18 protein-coding genes and 1 tRNA gene are annotated in these 18123 nt (G+C 49.9%); 10 read left to right on the top strand and 9 right to left on the bottom strand.

The annotated features are described in order from the left end of the window. Positions 1–10 precede the first annotated feature (10 nt). The 5 genes from ACI0FJ_RS03415 (at position 11) to ACI0FJ_RS03435 (ending at position 3647) form a co-directional block, all read left to right on the top strand. Positions 11–1192, top strand: a complete 1182-nt coding sequence (locus ACI0FJ_RS03415; RefSeq protein ID WP_424299017.1) for a phosphoglycerate kinase — start codon at positions 11–13, stop codon at positions 1190–1192. A gap of 2 nt (positions 1193–1194) precedes the next feature. Beyond that, positions 1195–1947, top strand: a complete 753-nt coding sequence (gene tpiA / locus ACI0FJ_RS03420; protein ID WP_424306462.1) for a triose-phosphate isomerase — start codon at positions 1195–1197, stop codon at positions 1945–1947. Positions 1948–1975: 28 nt separating this feature from the next. After that, positions 1976–2335, top strand: a complete 360-nt coding sequence (gene secG, locus ACI0FJ_RS03425; protein ID WP_424299020.1) for a preprotein translocase subunit SecG — start codon at positions 1976–1978, stop codon at positions 2333–2335. A gap of 19 nt (positions 2336–2354) precedes the next feature. Continuing rightward, a tRNA-Leu gene (locus tag ACI0FJ_RS03430) sits at positions 2355–2440 on the top strand. A gap of 1015 nt (positions 2441–3455) precedes the next feature. Further along, positions 3456–3647, top strand: coding sequence for a hypothetical protein (locus ACI0FJ_RS03435; protein WP_424299023.1), 192 nt, complete (start codon positions 3456–3458; stop codon positions 3645–3647). 620 nt (positions 3648–4267) lie between these two features. Here ACI0FJ_RS03435 and lysA read toward each other — a convergent pair. From lysA to mutS, 3 genes are read right to left on the bottom strand one after another with little or no spacing between them, the layout of a single operon-like run. Continuing rightward, a complete protein-coding gene (gene lysA / locus ACI0FJ_RS03440; protein WP_424306464.1) occupies positions 4268–5512 on the bottom strand; it encodes a diaminopimelate decarboxylase in 1245 nt (414 codons plus the stop codon). Between the two features lie 16 nt (positions 5513–5528). Beyond that, positions 5529–5948 carry a hypothetical protein gene (locus ACI0FJ_RS03445; protein ID WP_424299025.1) on the bottom strand — a complete coding sequence of 140 codons (420 nt, stop codon included), beginning with the start codon at positions 5946–5948 and terminating at the stop codon, positions 5529–5531. Continuing rightward, entirely contained in the window at positions 5945–8590 is a 2646-nt protein-coding gene (mutS, locus tag ACI0FJ_RS03450; RefSeq protein WP_424299028.1) for a DNA mismatch repair protein MutS, read from the bottom strand. Before mutS ends, ACI0FJ_RS03445 begins: the two co-directional genes overlap by 4 nt. 17 nt (positions 8591–8607) lie before the next feature. On the opposite strand from mutS, the gene ACI0FJ_RS03455 reads away from it, so the two are divergent. Further along, the gene (locus ACI0FJ_RS03455) at positions 8608–8814 is read left to right on the top strand and encodes a hypothetical protein (RefSeq protein ID WP_424299031.1); all 207 of its coding nucleotides are present in this window, start codon (positions 8608–8610) and stop codon (positions 8812–8814) included. A 66-nt stretch (positions 8815–8880) separates the two neighbouring features. Here the strand turns inward: ACI0FJ_RS03455 and ACI0FJ_RS03460 are convergent, their stop codons facing one another. From ACI0FJ_RS03460 to xerD, 6 genes are all read right to left on the bottom strand, one after another. Next, positions 8881–9897, bottom strand: a complete 1017-nt coding sequence (locus ACI0FJ_RS03460; protein ID WP_424299034.1) for a tetratricopeptide repeat protein — start codon at positions 9895–9897, stop codon at positions 8881–8883. Positions 9898–10057: 160 nt separating this feature from the next. Continuing rightward, positions 10058–10432: a LapA family protein gene (locus ACI0FJ_RS03465; RefSeq protein ID WP_424299036.1), complete on the bottom strand. Its 375-nt coding sequence runs from the start codon at positions 10430–10432 to the stop codon at positions 10058–10060. A gap of 13 nt (positions 10433–10445) precedes the next feature. Beyond that, on the bottom strand, positions 10446–10934 hold the full coding sequence (locus tag ACI0FJ_RS03470) for an HIT family protein (protein WP_424299039.1): 489 nt from the start codon (positions 10932–10934) through the stop codon (positions 10446–10448). After that, a complete protein-coding gene (locus ACI0FJ_RS03475; RefSeq protein WP_424299042.1) occupies positions 10934–11401 on the bottom strand; it encodes a TIGR00725 family protein in 468 nt (155 codons plus the stop codon). The genes ACI0FJ_RS03470 and ACI0FJ_RS03475 overlap by 1 nt, the downstream gene beginning before the upstream one ends. A gap of 120 nt (positions 11402–11521) precedes the next feature. Next, positions 11522–14182 (bottom strand): CBS domain-containing protein, encoded by a 2661-nt coding sequence (locus tag ACI0FJ_RS03480; RefSeq protein WP_424299045.1) that lies wholly within the window; start codon positions 14180–14182, stop codon positions 11522–11524. A 64-nt stretch (positions 14183–14246) separates the two neighbouring features. After that, positions 14247–15176 carry a site-specific tyrosine recombinase XerD gene (xerD, locus tag ACI0FJ_RS03485; protein WP_424299049.1) on the bottom strand — a complete coding sequence of 310 codons (930 nt, stop codon included), beginning with the start codon at positions 15174–15176 and terminating at the stop codon, positions 14247–14249. A gap of 199 nt (positions 15177–15375) precedes the next feature. On the opposite strand from xerD, the gene ACI0FJ_RS03490 reads away from it, so the two are divergent. From ACI0FJ_RS03490 to fsa, 4 genes are read left to right on the top strand one after another with little or no spacing between them, the layout of a single operon-like run. Beyond that, the gene (locus ACI0FJ_RS03490) at positions 15376–16545 is read left to right on the top strand and encodes an LL-diaminopimelate aminotransferase (RefSeq protein WP_424299052.1); all 1170 of its coding nucleotides are present in this window, start codon (positions 15376–15378) and stop codon (positions 16543–16545) included. 14 nt (positions 16546–16559) lie between these two features. Further along, complete coding sequence (gene folK, locus ACI0FJ_RS03495) at positions 16560–17033, top strand: 2-amino-4-hydroxy-6-hydroxymethyldihydropteridine diphosphokinase (RefSeq protein WP_424299055.1); 474 nt, start codon at positions 16560–16562, stop codon at positions 17031–17033. Positions 17034–17084: 51 nt separating this feature from the next. After that, the gene (locus ACI0FJ_RS03500) at positions 17085–17378 is read left to right on the top strand and encodes a transcriptional regulator (RefSeq protein ID WP_424299058.1); all 294 of its coding nucleotides are present in this window, start codon (positions 17085–17087) and stop codon (positions 17376–17378) included. 27 nt (positions 17379–17405) lie between these two features. Next, complete coding sequence (gene fsa / locus ACI0FJ_RS03505) at positions 17406–18056, top strand: fructose-6-phosphate aldolase (protein WP_424299061.1); 651 nt, start codon at positions 17406–17408, stop codon at positions 18054–18056. The last annotated feature ends 67 nt before the right edge of the window (positions 18057–18123 follow it).

The raw sequence follows: 18123 nt of genomic DNA on the forward strand, positions 1-18123 counted from the left end.
AGAAAAGACAATGAAGTTTATTGACGACATTGACGTATCTGGCAAGCGACTGTTTATGCGTATGGACTATAACGTACCGGTAAAAAATGGAGTTATCCAGGACGAGACTCGAATAGTCCAGAGTCTGCCGACTCTTCGGCACGCACTTGATAACGGCGCAAGCCTCGTTTTGTCCTCGCATTTGGGAAAACCCAAGGGCAAAGTCGTTCCCGAGTTGACACTCGCGCCTGTAGCCAAGAGGGTAGGGGAGCTTCTCGGTATGGATGTCCCCCTGGCTCCAGACTGCATTGGAGATGAGGTAATGAGCATGGTTACATCGCTCAAGGCTGGGCAGATAATCATGCTGGAAAACCTGCGATTTCACGAAGGGGAGACTGCGAACGATCCTGAATTTGCCAAGGCCTTGGCAAAACTCGGAGACATCTATGTGGACGATGCCTTTGGACTGGCCCATAGGGCGCATGCTTCCAATGTTGGGGTGACCCAGTACGCACAGATGTCGTGTGGAGGACTTTTGCTCAAGAAGGAATGGGAATTCCTGGGCAAGGCGCTGCATAACCCGGAGCGACCTTATATAGCTGTTTCCGGCGGCTCCAAAGTATCCACGAAAATGGGTATTCTCAAATCCCTGATCAAACATGTAGACGCCATGATCATCGGGGGGGCCATGGCAAACACCTTTTTGTTGGCTCAGGGTTTTAACCCCGGGGGCTCCCTGGTCGAGCGCGACCACTTGGACGACGCCAAAGAGGTACTCAAGTTGGCGGAAGAAAAAGGGGTAACCCTCCATTTGCCAATGGATTTTATTCTTGGAAAGGGAATCGAGGACTCCACACCGTCCGGCACCTGCGATGCCGGAGATATTCCGGATGACCAGATGGCCCTGGATGTAGGCCCTAAGACAGTGGAGAGTTTTACTCAAGCCCTTGCCGGAGTAAAAACAGTCCTTTGGAACGGACCTGTTGGAGTATTTGAGAACCCAGCTTTTGCAGCCGGGTCTAAAGCTCTGGCCAAATGCATTGCAGGACTCGACGCCCTGACCATTGTTGGAGGCGGCGATACCGATGCACTTATTCACAGCGAGCATATGGCTGACCAATTCGACTTTATTTCTACTGGTGGAGGGTCTTTCCTCGAATTTATGGAGGGCGCGGACCTACCTGCATTCAAAGCTCTTAAGGAGGCATGCTAATCATGAAAAAGCTTATGGCCGCCAACTGGAAGATGTTCAAAACTCGTGCTCAGGCCCAACAAACAGCTAATGAGCTGTTAGGGCTTATTGATGGTAAACTTCCTTCCGACAGGGAAGTGCTCATATTCCCGCCGTTCACAGCTTTGAGCGAAGTCGCCGAAGCAATGCGCGGTAAACAGGGGTGTGCTTTCGGAGCTCAAAATTTTTACCCCCGTGAGGATGGCGCTTTCACAGGTGAGATTTCCCCCGCCATGCTGAAAGATGCCGGGTGCACCTGGGCTCTGGCTGGGCATTCCGAACGTCGTTGGGTCTTTGGCGAGGATGATGCCTTGGTTGGTGAAAAAGTCGCTTATGGACTCAACCAGGGACTTCGCATGATCTTGTGCATCGGAGAAAAAATTGAAGAGCGCAAAGCCGGAAAACTGTCTCAGGTAATTGCCGAGCAGCTTCAAAAGGGACTTGCTGGGATAAAGGATATCACTCCCGGTGACCTTGCCATTGCTTATGAGCCTGTCTGGGCCATTGGAACCGGTGAAGTTGCCGGCCCTGATGAAATTTTAGATGCACATGCCTGTGTTCGCAAGGAACTTGCTGAAATACTTGGAGATACAGCCATGGAAACCCCCATTTTATATGGGGGAAGTGTCAAGCCGGACAATGCTTCCGCAATAATTGCGCTTGACAATGTGGACGGAGTGTTGGTAGGTGGCGCAAGCTTGTTGGCTGAGAGCTTCAGCCGCATTGTTTTAGCATAATTGCATTCTCTACACAGGACATAGTATTTTGGACGGACTTGTACTTACCATACACATCATTGCTTGCCTCATTCTTATTGTGGTCGTTCTCCTGCAGAGCGGCAAAGAAGGAATGGGAGTCATTTTCGGCGGCGGTGGCGGTTCCGTTTTCGGTAGTTCCGGAGCGGGTGGCCTGCTTGTGAAAGTGACGACGGTGGTCGCGATAATTTTTCTCGCAACATCCTTGACATACAACAAGCTTACAGGTACTAAAGCCGTCTCGTCGGGATCGATCATGAGCGACGTTAAAGCCGTCGAAGAGATCGAAGCTGACAAGAAGGAAGATACCGCCAAGCCTAAGGTCCTTTTTGAGGATGCCGGACAACCTGCGAGTAACTCTTCGAACTAGCCTTCATTGAAACAATACTGCGGAAGTGGTGGAACTGGTAGACACGCTATCTTGAGGGGGTAGTGGCCAAAAGCCGTGGGGGTTCGAGTCCCCCCTTCCGCACCATGAACACAAAAGCCCAGTCTCAAATGACTGGGCTTTTTTTTATGCGACCTCATGTCAAAGACTTCCGTCCTTGTTGAATTCTGTCTTTTCATAGGGAGCGCTGCGTCTTCCACCTTTCGGTGTAATTATTATACATTCCTTTTTTTCGTGCTCTGCGGCATCAAGCGAATAGAGCCATCATTTTATTCGTAAGCGTTGCGACCCAAAACTCGACCTGTCATGCACCTCTGACAAACTGAACTTCCAGCCACTAACCGCGCAGATCGCATCTTGCAGCTATGTTGCCCCAAAAACTCCGTCACCATTCATTGTCCAACAACCGAGCTTTGTTCAGGCCGCGTTGCCGGATCACTGGCGCAGCACATATGGGCTGCTAGCTGTGATGTTGGATTCGTTCTGGTAGAAAGACCTCTACCTACTCCTTTCCTCCAGAAACAGCCCCATAGAAGCAATGTATTTTGTTTTGTCTTGTCCCTTTGAGAATTCGCCGTAACAAATGCGTTGTTGATCCACCCAAAAAACGACGTGTCCGGCAACTTGAGGTACTCGAGGCTGCCTGTTTTGAGACGATCTATTTTGTTTGTTGGGGGAGAAGGACGGGGGCTACGACTTGGGGCAGCCGCGCTTCCCTTGATGCCAACGGTTTACAGACTGCTCACCAGCCCGAATCCGTGACCGGAGTCATGGCAAGCCGTGCCGATTTCGATGGGAAGTGAGGAAATGTTAGTGTCTCAGGACAACCTCAGTAGACAGGATCTGTACAGTTTGAGCATGTCGTCTCAGCAAATTGATTGTATTGGGATACTAGTTATATATGCCCTATTTCGAGTTTCATGTTTTACTGATACGTGTACGAGTTGAGCCTAGGAATGCCCACATATTGGTTTTATGTAAGGCACGTACTCCGAGACAAATAAACGCCTGCTGGTTTTGAATGCCTTTCTGGCCGAAACCACAAGCAATAGGTAAAGTTTTTTTCCCGTACCGTCGATAAAGGGGATAGGAGAAGGAGCCAATGAATAAATCCGCTACCCATACCAGTGACGATTCGGATAATGCGACAAGCATTGCTGAACGAGCTGAAAAAATAGCCTCTCTCAAAGAACGGGTACGCAAGGGGACTTATGTACTGCGTACCGAAATTATTATTGATGAAATTTTATCTGAGGGACTTCTTGGACATAAGCAGGATGTGAAAGAGGAGTAAGGCATATATAAACAGGCCGTAATCAGATTTGCCGGAGACTTTGATGGCGACTCGTTCAACCTGCAGCTGTCAAATACAAATCGATTTTCAACTCAATTCACGAGGTTAGCCTGCCCCTCAACAATCTCAGAAAGTTTGATATTTCACCGTCTTCCTACCTCTCTGCCCAATAAAAATTCTCCGTGGCTACGGCCCTGGAGTGCCGCTCTGAATGCTTTCCCCGCCAAAAATACAAAGCACCTAGACGACAGCAGCTCTGACTATCTGTTGAAATCATCTTGGACAGTCTCTTGTTAGCGTCCATGTTGGACTCTTTACATTTGTCCAGATAAGCAAAACATGCGCATTGATCACTATGGAATATCCAACCAGCAATCTTGATAGCGGGCAATTCATGAGTACCAAGGATTTTTAGGATCTTGGGGCTATCCTGTCGACTCAATCAAACAAAGCAGAAGAGGGAAGCAGTTGATTTTCCACAAAGTTCTTTTTCCAATTGGTACCACTCAAATAACAGGATTTGTCGGGCAAACCAATCGGAAGAGTTGAAATCACAAAAAGAAAAAAGCCCCCGCACAGGGCAGGGGCTTTTAGAACAATAAAAAAACTGACCGAACTATTTAAAAAAGTTCTTCCAGCTGAGTCAGATCCTCATAGGTTTCACGCTTTCTCACAAGTTTTGCATTGGAACCGTCAACCATCACTTCCGCAGCTCTTGGCCTCGCATTATATTGCGACGCCATGGTAAAGCCGTATGCCCCGGCAGAAAACGCAACAAGATATTCCCCGTGTTCAACCGCTGGAATTTCCCTGTCCCTGGCGAGAAAATCGGTCGATTCGCAGATACCCCCGACAACATCTACGGAAAGGGGAGCACGTCCCTGTTCAACGACCTCTTCAATGCGGTGAAAAGAACCATAGAGGGCAGGGCGTACAAGGTCGTTCATGGCAGCATCAACGATGACAAAATGCTTCAGCTCTGTCTTCTTGTTGTAGAGAACCTTAAACACCAAAATGCCCGCATTCCCTGCAATTACACGCCCCGGCTCCAAAATCAGGGTCAAAGGAAGCCCGGCCAGTTTTTCTTTGAGTGCCTTGCCGAATTCGGCGGGATGAGGTGGTTCTTCCTCGTCATAGGTAATGCCCAAACCGCCACCCAGGTCCAGGTATTTGATATTTATGCCTTCATCCTGAAGATTTTTATAAAAGGCGAGCAGTTTGTCCAATGCCTCCAGGAAGGGATCCAAAGAGGTCAGCTGCGAACCAATGTGGCAATCGATTCCAGTAGGAACAAGGGCTGCATGTTCATGTGCATAACGATAGGCTTCCAGACTTTTTTTCAAATCCAAGCCAAACTTGTTTTTCTTCATCCCGGTAGAGATGTAGGGGTGGGTATGGGGGTCCACGTCGGGATTTATACGAACGGCAACGTTGGCGACTTTCCCGCAATCCTGGGCCACCCGACCAATGGAATGCATTTCTTCCAAAGACTCTACATTGAACTGCAATATCCCGGCATCTAGGGCCCGACGAATATCTTCATCCGTTTTTCCTACCCCGGAGAACACAATGCGCTCGCCGGGAATGCCCGCTTTAAGTGCCCTGTACAGTTCTCCGCCGGAAACGATATCGACTCCCGCGCCCATCTCGCCCAACAATTTGAGAATACTCAGGTTGCCATTTGCCTTGACCGAGTAGCAGGTCAGATGATTCATGCCGTCAAAAGCTGAATCAAAGGCATCAAAATGTCTGCGGAATGTGGCAGCACTATAAACGTACAATGGAGTGCCATATTCCTGTGCAAGCTTTTCTACGTCGACTTCTTCGGCCATTAACCGGCCGTTTTTACGTATAAAATGGTTCATCACTCACTCCCTTGCATTACTGAAGCACCCCCGAATCGGCTGGGGGAAGTTTTTCCAAAGTATTGATTCCAAACAGACGAAACCTCAAAGGCTTCTCGGAATCAAGTCCGCAATAGCTGATCTGAACCGTGTCGCCAAGCATATGAACACGATCATCAAAGAGGGAGAATACAGCACGCCTTTCCGGCTGAAAAGGACAGGTGACACAGCCGTCCTGTTCAAGCAAAAGGGCAAAGTGGTCAAGGTTATCTGCATTCCCCTGAATGACGGCCTTAAGCAACAGGCAGTCGTTTTCTCGGTCAAAACTTACTTTGACAAACGAAAAAGCGTCCTGTTCGCCCTGGGGTTCTGGCCAGCCTTTTACGCCGCATCCACTGGAAACGACAAGAAAGACCCCCAACAAACATGCCCCAAGAAAAGGAACAATTTTTTTCATGATTCATCCAGTGCTTTTTTCCATTCATGGATCAAATTCAACGCTTGGAGCGGGGTCAGTCCGTTGACATCCAGATCGTTGAGGGCGTCCAATAACGGATGATGTATAGGTTCTTCCAGACTTTTTTTGCTTTCCTTAGGTTCAGAGAGCCCGGGCAAAAGAGTCTGTCTGGCAATTACCGCGGCGCTGGCATCACGAGCATCCCCTCGGGCAGCCTCAAGATTTCCCAAAATCTCCTTGGCCCTCCGTACGACATTCTGGGGTACCCCGGCAAGCTTGGCAACTTCAATGCCGTAACTCTGGTCGGCAGGGCCAGGTACCATTCGTCGCAAAAAGATAATGTCGCCCTTGAACTCTTTCACCGCAATATTGTAGTTGCGTACCTGGGGCAGCATCCCCTGAAGGGCAGTCAATTCATGGTAGTGGGTGGCAAACAGGGTACGCAATCCGTGATGTTTTGCCGCCAGTTCTTCGGCCATTGCCCAAGCCAGCGCCAACCCGTCAAACGTGCTCGTCCCGCGGCCAATTTCATCCAAAATGATAAAACTGCGTCGGGTTGCCTGCCTGAGAATGCGGGCTGCCTCCATCATCTCCACCATAAATGTACTTTGCCCGCCAGCCAGATTATCTGAAGCGCCAACCCGGGAAAAGATCCGGTCGACCAATCCGATGGACGCCTTGGCTGCCGGAACGAACGATCCTATTTGAGCGAGCAGGCAGATGATGGCCGACTGACGCAGGACCGTGGACTTACCAGCCATATTGGGACCGGTGATGAGAAGGACCCGCGAAGAATCCCCCACATGCAAATCGTTTGGCACAAAGCTGGCAGCGCCTTGCACGGATTCAACGACGGGATGTCGGCCTCCTTGAACTGCAATCTCCAGGCCTTCATGCAATTCCGGCCTTACCCAGTCATTTTTACGCGCTTTTTCGGCAAGTCCCTGGCAGTAGTCTATCTGGGCTATAATTTCCGCCATAAACATCAATCTGGGGCGGGCCAGCCCAAATTCTTCACGCAGCTCCTGAAAAAGATCGTATTCCAGCTGCTTGCGTTTTTCAGAGGCTCCCAACAGCCTGTCTTCAAGGTCCTTAAGCTCGGGGGTTATAAACCTCTCGCTGTTGACCAGGGTCTGACGACGGATAAAATGGTCCGGAATTTCTGCCTGAACAGACTTGGAAAGCTCAAAATAATATCCAAAGACACGGTTGAACCCAAGCTTGAGCTTGGGCAGGGCATACTCGACACGTTCACGCTCAAGCAATTTCTGCAGCTTCTGCTCACCGTGCTCGGTCAATTCCAGCATTTCATCAAGGTCGGCATTATAGCCCATCTGAAACAGCCCGCCCTCCGTGATCACCGGAGGAGGGGAGTCAACAAAAGAGGCAGCAAGCTTTGCATGCAGGTCATCAAGCATGTCCCAACTTTTCAATGCCTGCTCAACCGCCTGTGGTGCATTCTCGGTCAAAAGGTGCCCATGCAAGGCGGGCAGGCAGGAAAGGCTGCTGCGGAGGGCAATGAAATCACGCGGAGTGGATCTGTTAAGACTGATGCGTGTCGACAGACGCTCCAGGTCGTATACGGCATTCAAGGCACTTCGTACCGAAGCTCGCAGGGAATCGCTCTTATATAGCCATTGAACAGTGTCCTGGATTCCCTTGATGGGTTTCAGGTCTCGCCATGGATTACGCAGTCGCGTTTCCAAAAGTCTGGCACCCATGGGGGTCAGGGTGGAATTAACCACATGCAGCAACGTGCCACGCCCCGTACGTCCGTCCAAGGTTCTGAAAATTTCGAGATTTCGTTCCGTTACTTCATCAAGGATACAAAACTTGCTCAGATTCAGCGGCTGAAATTGACCCAGATGGGCAGGGCGCTTTTTCTGCGTCTGCTGAACATAGGCTAAAAGGGCACCGCATGCCCTTACAAGTTCGGGTTTGTCCTGCAGGTCCAGGGCGTCCAGACCTGCAACACTCTGGGCATCAAGAACCGCCGATTCAGACGGCTTGAAATCAAAATAAGGGCGGGACTGCAGAAACGTGACTTTGTCCTTCAAATCGGCAAACTGCCGCGGCACACTGGCTACGTTGGCAAGAAGGATTTCGCTGGCGTCGATTTTTGCCAGCCATTGCCAAAGAAATATCTCACTGCGATTTTCAAAACCAGTCCATTCGCCAGTGGAAAAGTCAATCCAGGCCAAGGCCCCGGTTTGCTTGTCAGCGTTATAGACGAGCGCTGCGAGATAGTTGTGCCGCTGAGTTGATAAATTGGAATCCTCAACGACAGTTCCCGGAGTAAGTACCCTGGTAACAGCTCTTTTGACCAGGCCTTTGGCCTGTTTGGGGTCTTCAATCTGGTCGCAAATGGCAACCTTGAAGCCTTTTTCCATAAGCTGGGCCAGGTAAGTTTCCGCCGCATGGTGCGGAACCCCGCACATGGGAACTCCCGATTCCTTCTTCTTGTCGCGGCTTGTAAGCGTGATATTCAAAGCACGCGAAGCTATCTCCGCGTCTTCAAAAAACATTTCATAAAAGTCGCCCATTCTGTAAAACAGAAGGCAGCCTGGATGCTCTTGCTTGACCTGGAGATACTGCTCGAGCATGGGAGTAAGTTTTTGATTTGAAGGTGAAGCTGTAGACATGGAGGGGTAAATACCTGATGCGCGCCGTGTTTACCAGCATCGAATGGAGCCCCGGGGGCTGGGGGATTCAAAACAAGTTAAAGCAATGGTTGATGTTAATGACTCAATTTGTATTGGTGTCGCGTTCGTTTAATTTTTATCATTTTAAAAATACAGCAGTACACAACGGCACGTCATCTGGTGGGATTCGCCCGTCATACAACGTTTTGAGCGCCAGCGCCTGAGTGACCTGGAAAAATTGTGTGTTAGGTCACGGTCTTCAAGCAAAATACATATCTTGTGGCCACATACTAGTCGTTAAGATGCATGCGAAAACGTATGCTGTGCCATGAGTTGCACTTGGGACAAATAAAAAAGGTCTGATCCCACTTCAGGCCGCAAACCCCGCAAACAAAACGCTTTACGTATCGGGCGCACCCTATGAGGTAGTGCAAATGGTTTTCAAAGGTGGGAGAAAGAGTTTGTTCGTCCATGCTGTGGGAAAGCAATTCCAACCGGGCCGCCCAGAAATCCGGGTAAAGCACAAGAGTCTTTTCCAGCCCCAACTTTCCTTCCTGGGTTTGACCACAGGCTAAAAGGAGCATTGCAGAATAGTAGTGCAGGAGAACATCACGGGGAAAATCGTCCAGAAGGGCGGACAGGCTTCGGGCTTGCTCCGGACTACATACTCCTGTTCGTTCCGACTGCTTTTGCCCGAACTGCAGTAAGGGTTCAAAAAGTAAAAAATGGAGTGGCGTATCCACATGGGAAAGCGCTTTGCTCAGGGTCTTTGCGAGTTTGTTGCTGGAACTGGTCAGATCATTCAGTAAAAACTCAGCCCATGCTTCCACTGAAGCTGGATACACGGCAACGGCTTTTTTCAGCAACCGTTTCGCGGCCGAAGATTCTCCGTCATTTTTTTTATCATGAGCCAGGCGAACAAGGTAATGGGCCTGCCCCTGTTCGTGCCCCAACCGTCCGCACAGGTCCGCAGCGCGGGCAAAGGCTCCGCTCTCGGCACATAAGCGGCTGAGTTCCCATAAGATATTGGGATCATCTCCGGAAAGATGTCTTGCCTGCTCCAAGGCGTTCATGGCTCTATCCATGAGCCCGGCTCGTCGAAAATCGCGCCCCAGCTCGTACAGGGCTTTTATCCGTACGTCTTGGGGCAGGTTGGGGCGTGCAATGAGATTATTACGAATGTGGACAGCGCGTTCTATTTCGCCTTTGGAACGGTAAAGATTGCCCAAAGCAAGGTAGGTCTCAACAGCATCTGGGTTGTTTTTTATGACGTGGCTTAATTCGCCGATGGCAGCCTGCGTATCCATGGAAAAAGATGAAATTCCGTCATTGGAGGGGGAGAGCTCAAACGATGAAACGTGTTTGCTCACTGTTTTTTTTAACCAATCCCATGATCCCATGTACGCCGTCCCTCCGGGTGGGACAGACAGCCCACCCGGAATTATACTACTGCAAGTGAAAAACGTGTTAGGCTTGAGCTTCCTCGCAAGCCGGAGCTTCCTGAATATTCTGAGGCTTGGAAGCATACGTATCCTCTTCAAGCGGCAGGGTACGCAGGGTATTCACTTCTTTTTCCAGTTCGGCCACACGATTTTTGCATTTACGCAGCTGGCCGTTGGAACGCATTTTATCTACAAAGAAATACAAGGTGGAAAATACCGATCCGACTAAGAAGGCCCCGAGAATCAAGAGGTACATGGGGATAGGTGCTGAGTGCAGTCCGTTGCCGAGCAACTCGAATTTAAGTTCGAGCGCCTGATTGAGCCCTGCGTTGTTCTGAACAAAAAACACGAGTGCTACAAAAAAACAGACAGCCAACAGGAGGACCTTGATGAAACGCATGGAAGTCTCCTTGTTACGAGGTTGCGTCAAGAAATATGGGTTTCAGCCTATTGTAAGTTGAGCGGAGATGTTCCGGGATAACGTGGGTCTCCCCGAAAACTGCCATAAACGATGCATCGCCGTTCCACCGAGGAACGATCTGAAAATGGAGATGAGCGGCTATTCCCGCACCGGCGGCATCGCCTAAATTCAAGCCGGCGTTGAGGCCATCGGGGGAAAATGCCTTTTTCAGAACCTCCACGCTGATACGAAGATAATCCATAACTTCATGGCTCTCTTGCGTGGTCAGGTCGGTCACACAACAGACATGCCTGTAGGGAACGATCATAAGATGCCCGTTATTATACGGATATTTATTCATAAGCACGTAGCAGGTCTTGCCTCTGGATAAGATCAAACGCTCTTCGTCCTCATCTGTATGCTCGGGAATGCAGAACACGCATTCGTCCGGCTTGGGACCGAGAATATATTGCAGCCTCCAAGGGGCCCAAAGTACTTCCATTAGTTTAAGAACCTTTCACGAACCAGGCGAACCGCCTGTTCCGGTGTCTTGGCAGGAAGAATGCCAGGAATGGAACTCCATTTGCCCAGCACTATGACTTCCTTGCCAATTTTCTTTGCCAACGCCACTTCGGACAACGTTCCCCAGCCGCCGTCGACAGCAATAACGATGTCGGCATTTGCAACAACCAGAAAATTGCGCATCTGCCCCAGTCCTGTGACAATGGACGTATTGATAAATTCGTTGGATGCCCGCTTATCGAGCCCGGGAAGAATGCCTATAGTCCGACCAGAAACACTGGACGCCCCCTCGCTGGCGGCTTCCATTATTCCCCCAAGACCACCGCATACAAGCGTGCAGCCAGCCAGAGCGAGTAGACGCCCCAAACAGCGGGCCGTATCGTATGCTTCTTGTGAGCATTTTCCACCGCCGATAACGGCGATAGTAATGGTACTTGCGTCACCCATTTCAAGCACCCATCCCTTAGAAAACGTCTGTTCTTGTACACGCACAGGGCTCTCAGGGCAAGAAGCGAGACAGGAACCGGCTTGGATAAAACGACGATTCCAGATTTTTCATGCAGTACTTTATTTATTATTCCGCATTTCCTGTGCCAAATGTTTGGCCAAATCCAATTGATCCTCCCGACAGCTTACGGTTCCGTCAATTTTGGCAGCTGTAACCGAACGCATTATTCGTCCGTATGCCGGGCCGGGCTGCAGTCCCATATTACGAATATCTACCCCGGTGATATCGATAGACATATGTTGCAAGGCCGAAAGATAGTGCGAAATAGATTTGCGCACCTCCTCATTGCGGCTGCGAGCCAACAAATACAAAATGCCCTCCAGCGACAAAGGCTCAAGCAGAAAATAAAGCTCGCTTGTTAGCCCGCTACCACCTTTCCATTTTGAAATGCGATAGAAAGTTTCTTCAACATCCAAGCGAAGATTGACCAAATCGGCATGTTCGCGTTTGGAAAGGTTGAGACGCTGGGCCAGCTGATCGATTTCGGTCATCTCCATACCGTTGACCAATCCCAAAAAGTACAACATCCAAGGCTCGGGCTTCGGCTCAAGATAAAGGAGTCGGTACCAATCCAATACCTCTTCAATATGCTCAAGAAATTCAAGTACCTTGCGGGTAAGCTCCAGTTTTGGATGTATAACTTTAAGAATTTGAAATTCCCCCATGCGTATCAGACATTGCCGGGCGTTTTTCTCTTCAAAAATGAGTTTGAGCTCGTGGAAGATCCGGCTGCCGGAAAGGCGGTCGAAAAAATCCATGGAAACAGCATTTTTGATGAGGCGCTCGGTCTGCCCGCCGATATGGAAATCAAACCGCTGCTCAAAACGGATGGCTCGAAGGATACGTGTGGGATCTTCGACAAAGGAAAGGGAGTGGAGTACCCGAACAACCCGATCCTTGATGTCCCGCTGGGCTCCAAAAAAGTCCACCAACCGGCCGAATTTTTTAGGGTTGAGCTGCACGGCCAATGCGTTGATGGTAAAATCACGCCGATACAAATCCATTTTTATGGAAGAAAGTTCCACAGTGGGCAGGGCGGCCGGCTGTTCATAATATTCAAGACGGGCTGTAGCCACATCGATACGGCTGTCGTCCGGAAGGATGACCACGGCGGTCCTGAACTTACGGTGAACCTTGGCTCGTCCACCAAGATTTTTAGCCAAAATTTCGGCAAAAGAAGGGCCATCTCCCTCTACAACGAGATCAACATCCAGGTTGGAACGGCCCAAAAGGAGATCACGGACAAAACCGCCAACAACATACAGCTCATACCCATGTTCATCAGCAAGGTTGCCCGCTTTGCGCAGCAGATCAATATGCCGCTTGGGTAAACGTTCACGCATCAGGGGAAAAACCTGACGTTCCCTTTTTCTGTCAGGCAGCAGTCGTTCCGGTATACGGGCAGGTTCATCAATCAGAATGCGGATCATATCCGTACGAGTGAAAACACCACATACTTCACCTTTTTTGACCACGGGGACCAAGCGTTGGCTGTACCCCAGAATAATCTCCATGGCCTCGTACAGATCGGTTTCAGGTTCCACGGTCCTGACGCTACGCAGCATGTACTCGCGTACTTCGACATTGCCCAATCCATGGGAAACAGCTTTGTCTGCCAGCTGGTGATCGATGATACCAACACACTCTCGAGTCTTTTCATCAATTACCGGCATGGCTTTCAATCCGAAGCGGGTCATAATTTCCGTGGCCGAATGAAGCAGCTCGGTTTTCCCGATGGTTACCGGAGGAGAGGACATAAAACCGTCAACCGTCAAATGAGGGTTGATCTCGGAATAGAGTAGGGCGAAAAGCTCATCTTTGGTTTGGGTCATGGTCCTGTCTTTAACCGATGCCGAAGCTGCGTAAGGATGCCCCCCTCCACCGAAAAATTCGCAAATCCTACTGACGTCAACCTCAGGTACTCTGGAACGGGCGACCAGTGTTATCCGATCCTGCATCCGCCCCAAAGCAAAAAGTACGCTTAGATTTTCCATGTCCATGAGTTTATGGGCAAGAAGGGCGAAATCACCGAGGTATTCTTCGCTGCTTGCTTCCGCAAAAACAACCTCCACACCGTTTATATCGTGCGTGGTAGCATTTTCCAAAAGGGAATGCAGCATGGAGACTTGGTCAGCGGTCAAGTCGCGCGTAAGAAGATCGGAAATAACATTTACGTCCATGCCCCGCCCCATAAGCCAGGCCGCAGCCGACAAGTCGTGCTCCGTAGTGGACATGAACGTAAACGAACCGGTGTCCTCGTAAATACCAAGCCCTATAACCGTCGCCTGTTCTGGCGAAACCTTCTTGTTTTGGAGCATCAACTCGTGCGTTAGGATGGCAGCGGTTGATCCCCATTTTTTTATCACCCCAAAGTCTGCGGGGAGATCTTCTTCGGAATCAGGGTGATGGTCATAAACATGGATATTCAGGTTTTCATTTTCCAGAACCTGTTCAATGTGGGGAAGACGCGAGCGTTGCCTCGTATCCACCACCACAACATTTTTCACCGATTCAGGGGCTATGTCCTTGGCATTGGTGAAATTAAAAAGATAGCACGCACTCTGAATGAAATAGTTGCGCAGGTTCTTTTCCTGACTTCCCGGAAAAACGAGCCGGGCTTCGGGGTAAAGAACTCCAGCGGCCACAATGGCCGCAAGGCAGTCGAAATCCGCGTTGGTGTGTCCGGTGATGATTGTTTCAGCCTGGATTTTATTGTTCATGTGTCACTTGCGATTCTTTGTGGATGATTGCGGATAAATAAACTGGCCAGTGCATCCATTTCGTTCACTTCGACCGTGGATGATGTTGCTCGTGTAATGCACGCAGCCGTTGGGCTTGCACATGTGTATAAATTTCGGTGGCACTGATGTCGGCATGTCCCAAAAGCGTTTGGACAACACGTAAATCAGCTCCGCCCTCCAGAAGATGTGTAGCAAAACTGTGGCGCAAGGTATGTGGCGAAATTTCCCGTCGAATACCGGCCTGCAGCGCATACCTTTTGATGAGTTTCCACACTCCCTGGCGTGAAAGCCGCTTCCCGGAACGATTCAAAAATACGGCTTCATCCACTGGTTTAAATTGGCCTCGCCATGCGGCAAGATAGGAATCGAGCCAGTCCTGTGCCACTTGATGTATGGGAACCAGCCTTTCCTTGCTACCTTTCCCCCATATCCTGAGAATACCCGATTGAGGGTCATAGTCCAGCGGACGCAGATTTACCAGCTCACTGACGCGCAAACCTGCGGCGTAGAGGAGTTCCAGCATGGTCCTGTCGCGGAATCCAAGTTTGGTTGAAGCATCTGGCTGTGCCAGCATGTTGTCCACTTCTTCTATGCTTAAAAATTCAGGCAGTTTTTTGGGGAGCTTCGGATTGTCCAGTAAGGCAGCGGGATCCTCGGAAATCAATCCTTCGTCGGTCAAAAAAGCATACAGCCCGCGCAGAGCAGAAAGATGGCGGGATATGGATCTATTTTTTAAACCAGCCTTGCGCATACGAAGCAGGTACGTGAACAGCTCTTGCTGTCCAGATTGTTCGAGCGTTTTTCCGGAATCATTCAAAAAACTGAGATAGTCGCGAAAATCTGCGTCATAGGCGGAAAGACTGTTTTCTGACAGCCCTTTCACGACAACCAGATGCTCCATGTAGCGGTCCACCCAGGAATGTGAAAGGAGGGGAGTTTCGGAAGTATCCGATGAAGTTTGTTTTTTCGGCATGCGCTCCTCAAAGATGCCTTTTGCACAGACTCTTCGAAAATTATCATAAAGTCCCAAAAGGCAATCATGGCTTTATCGTGTGACTATATTCCGCTCCGTGCCGGAACATCAAGGAAAAGAGCTCCATACTTCGTTTGACAGCTAAAGCGGGCCAATTTAAAGTACTCGGATTAAATAATTGAAAGGAGCGTTCTTCGTTATGTCCCGATTCCCACTCGCCGATAGGCTGGCCAAACTGCCTCCCTATCTTTTTGCCGCAATTGACAAGGCCAAGGCCGAAGTTCAGGCCCGTGGCGTCGATATCATCAGCCTGGGTATCGGCGATCCCGATCTCCCCACGCCGGACTTCATTATTGAAGCTCTGCACAGAGGGGCGAAAAACCCGGAAAACCACAGGTATCCCTCGTATGTAGGGATGAAATCCTTCAGGCAGGCCGTAGCCGACTGGTTTCCCAAACGCTTTAACGGCGTGACACTTGATCCTGACACAGAAATCGTCAGCCTGATAGGTTCCAAAGAAGGAATTGCTCATTTTCCGCTGGCTTATATCAATCCCGGCGATCTCGCTCTGGTCTGCACTCCCAACTACCCGGTCTATCCCGTTGCCGTGGATTTTGCCGGTGGCAAAGTGGAGTATGTGCCGCTGACAGCAGAGAACAACTACCTCCCCGATCTTGAGGCCATCTCCGCGGATTCTTGGAAAAAGGCCAAGATGATCTTCATCAACTTTCCCAACAACCCGACTTCGGCCATGGCTGACCGTGCGTTTTTTGAACGGCTGGTTGAAAAAGCCAGGGAATACAATGTCATTATTGTTTCCGATGCCGCGTATGTCGATGTTTACTTTGATCCTGCCAACAAACCGCTCTCCATTCTGGAAATCGACGGTGCCCGCGAAGTCGCCATCGAATTCCATTCCTTATCCAAGCCTTTCAATATGACAGGCTGGCGTATTGGCATGGCAGTAGGCAATGAAAGTCTGATCCAGGGCCTGGGCAAAATCAAAGAAAATGTTGATTCCGGCATCTTCCAAGCTGTTCAGGAAGCGGGCATAGCCGCTTTGGAGCAGGGCGAAGCCGTTTTAGATGCCAACCGCGCCATTTACATGGAGCGCCGCGATGCAGTGGTTGATGCTTTGGGCAAAGCCGGCATCGACTGCCTGATACCTCAGGCCGCACTGTATGTTTGGGGCACTGTTCCCAAGGGATTTACCTCCGCTGAATTTGCAACTGACCTTCTGCAGAAAACGGGCGTCGTTGTTACACCGGGCAGCGGGTTCGGAATTCATGGTGAAGGGTTCTTCCGTATCTCCCTGACAGTTCCTACGGACAGGCTCAAGGAGGCGGTCTCACGCATCGCCAGCCTGTAACCGTATATCTGGGGGTGGGCTCCAATCTTGGAGCCCCCGAAGAGAACCTTGAAACCGCGGTAACCCACCTGAAGGCACTGGCAGAAGGGCGGGTTACCGCGGTTTCAGGTGTGTATTTTACCGAGCCGCAAAATGTTTCGAATCAACCCTGGTTTGCAAACATCGCGCTTTGTATGGAGCTTGCCAGCATCTGGACTCCTCAGAAGCTTTTGACCCAAGTAAAAAAGATTGAAGAAGCGATGGGACGTGTAGAATCATACAGATTTGGTCCGCGCCTCATTGATATCGATATTCTTCTCTTTGGCGATGAAGAGGTTGATGAGCCGGATCTATGCATTCCACATCCTCGTCTTTCCGAAAGAGCCTTTGCCCTTGTTCCTTTGCTTGAAATAGCCCCAAAGCTGGTCTTACCTAATGGAGTCAGCCTGAGAGAAATTCTGGCTCAGTTGGATTATCGGATTGTGGACAGATCCATATTCCAAGAGTAGGTTTGAAAAGCACACTGCAATCCCCAGAAACAAGGCCTCAAGGAGACCATCATGCTGTTTCGTCTGCTAATCTTTGTTGGTGTGGGCTTTATTCTCTACAAACTTTTTACCGGCGACAAAAAGAAAAAAAGCTCTGCGGCATCCAAAAAACAAGAAAAAATGGCTGCGTCCGGCCAGATGCTCAAGGATCCTGTTTGCGGAACGTATGTTAGCAAAGACAGCGAGATACGTGTTCGTGAAGGGGACAAGGTTCATGCCTTTTGCAGCTATGAATGCCGAGACAAATTTTTGAAGCAAATCCGTGCGCAAAACGGTTCATCCAAGTCCGAATCCCTTGAAGACTAACTTCCTGAAAGAGAAAAGGGGAGTACTATGAAATTTTTTATAGACACAGCAAATCTTGAAGAAATCCGTCGAGCTAAAGATTACGGGATGGTGGATGGAGTGACCACCAACCCAACGCTTCTTGCCCGTGAAGGCGGGGACTGGCGCAAACAGGCACAAGCCATCTGCAAAGAGGTGGAAGGTCCTGTCAGCCTGGAAGTGATAGGCAAAACCGCTGATGAAATGATCCACGAAGCCCATGAGCTGGTGAAATACGGCCCAAATGTCGTAATAAAAATCCCCATGCTTATGGAAGGAATGAAAGCCGTTCGCCAGCTGCGCGAATTGGGAATCGACACCAACGTCACAGTAGTCTTCTCTCCCTCGCAGGCACTGCTGGCAGCCAAAGCCGGCGCCAGCTATGTAAGTCCTTTCATCGGTCGTTTGGACGGACTTTCTCAGGATGGAATGACCCTTGTCGACCAAATCGTCCGTATTTACGACAACTATGGCTTTGATACGGAAGTGCTGGTTGCTTCTGTTCGTCATCCCATGCACATAGTTGAAGCTGCACTTATAGGAGCGGACGTTGCCACAATTCCATTCAAGGTTGTAATGGAGCTAGCCAAACATCCTATGACCGACAAAGGGATCGAAGCGTTTGACCGCGATTGGGAGAAAGCATTCGGAAAGGCCTAGCCAAGTTCAAACATCATATGACCAAATTCAAAGGGTCGAAGGAATAATTCCTTCGGCCTTTTTTATT

It is taken from the genome of Desulfovibrio sp. 7SRBS1 (assembly GCF_049723905.1).
GTDB lineage: Bacteria > Desulfobacterota > Desulfovibrionia > Desulfovibrionales > Desulfovibrionaceae.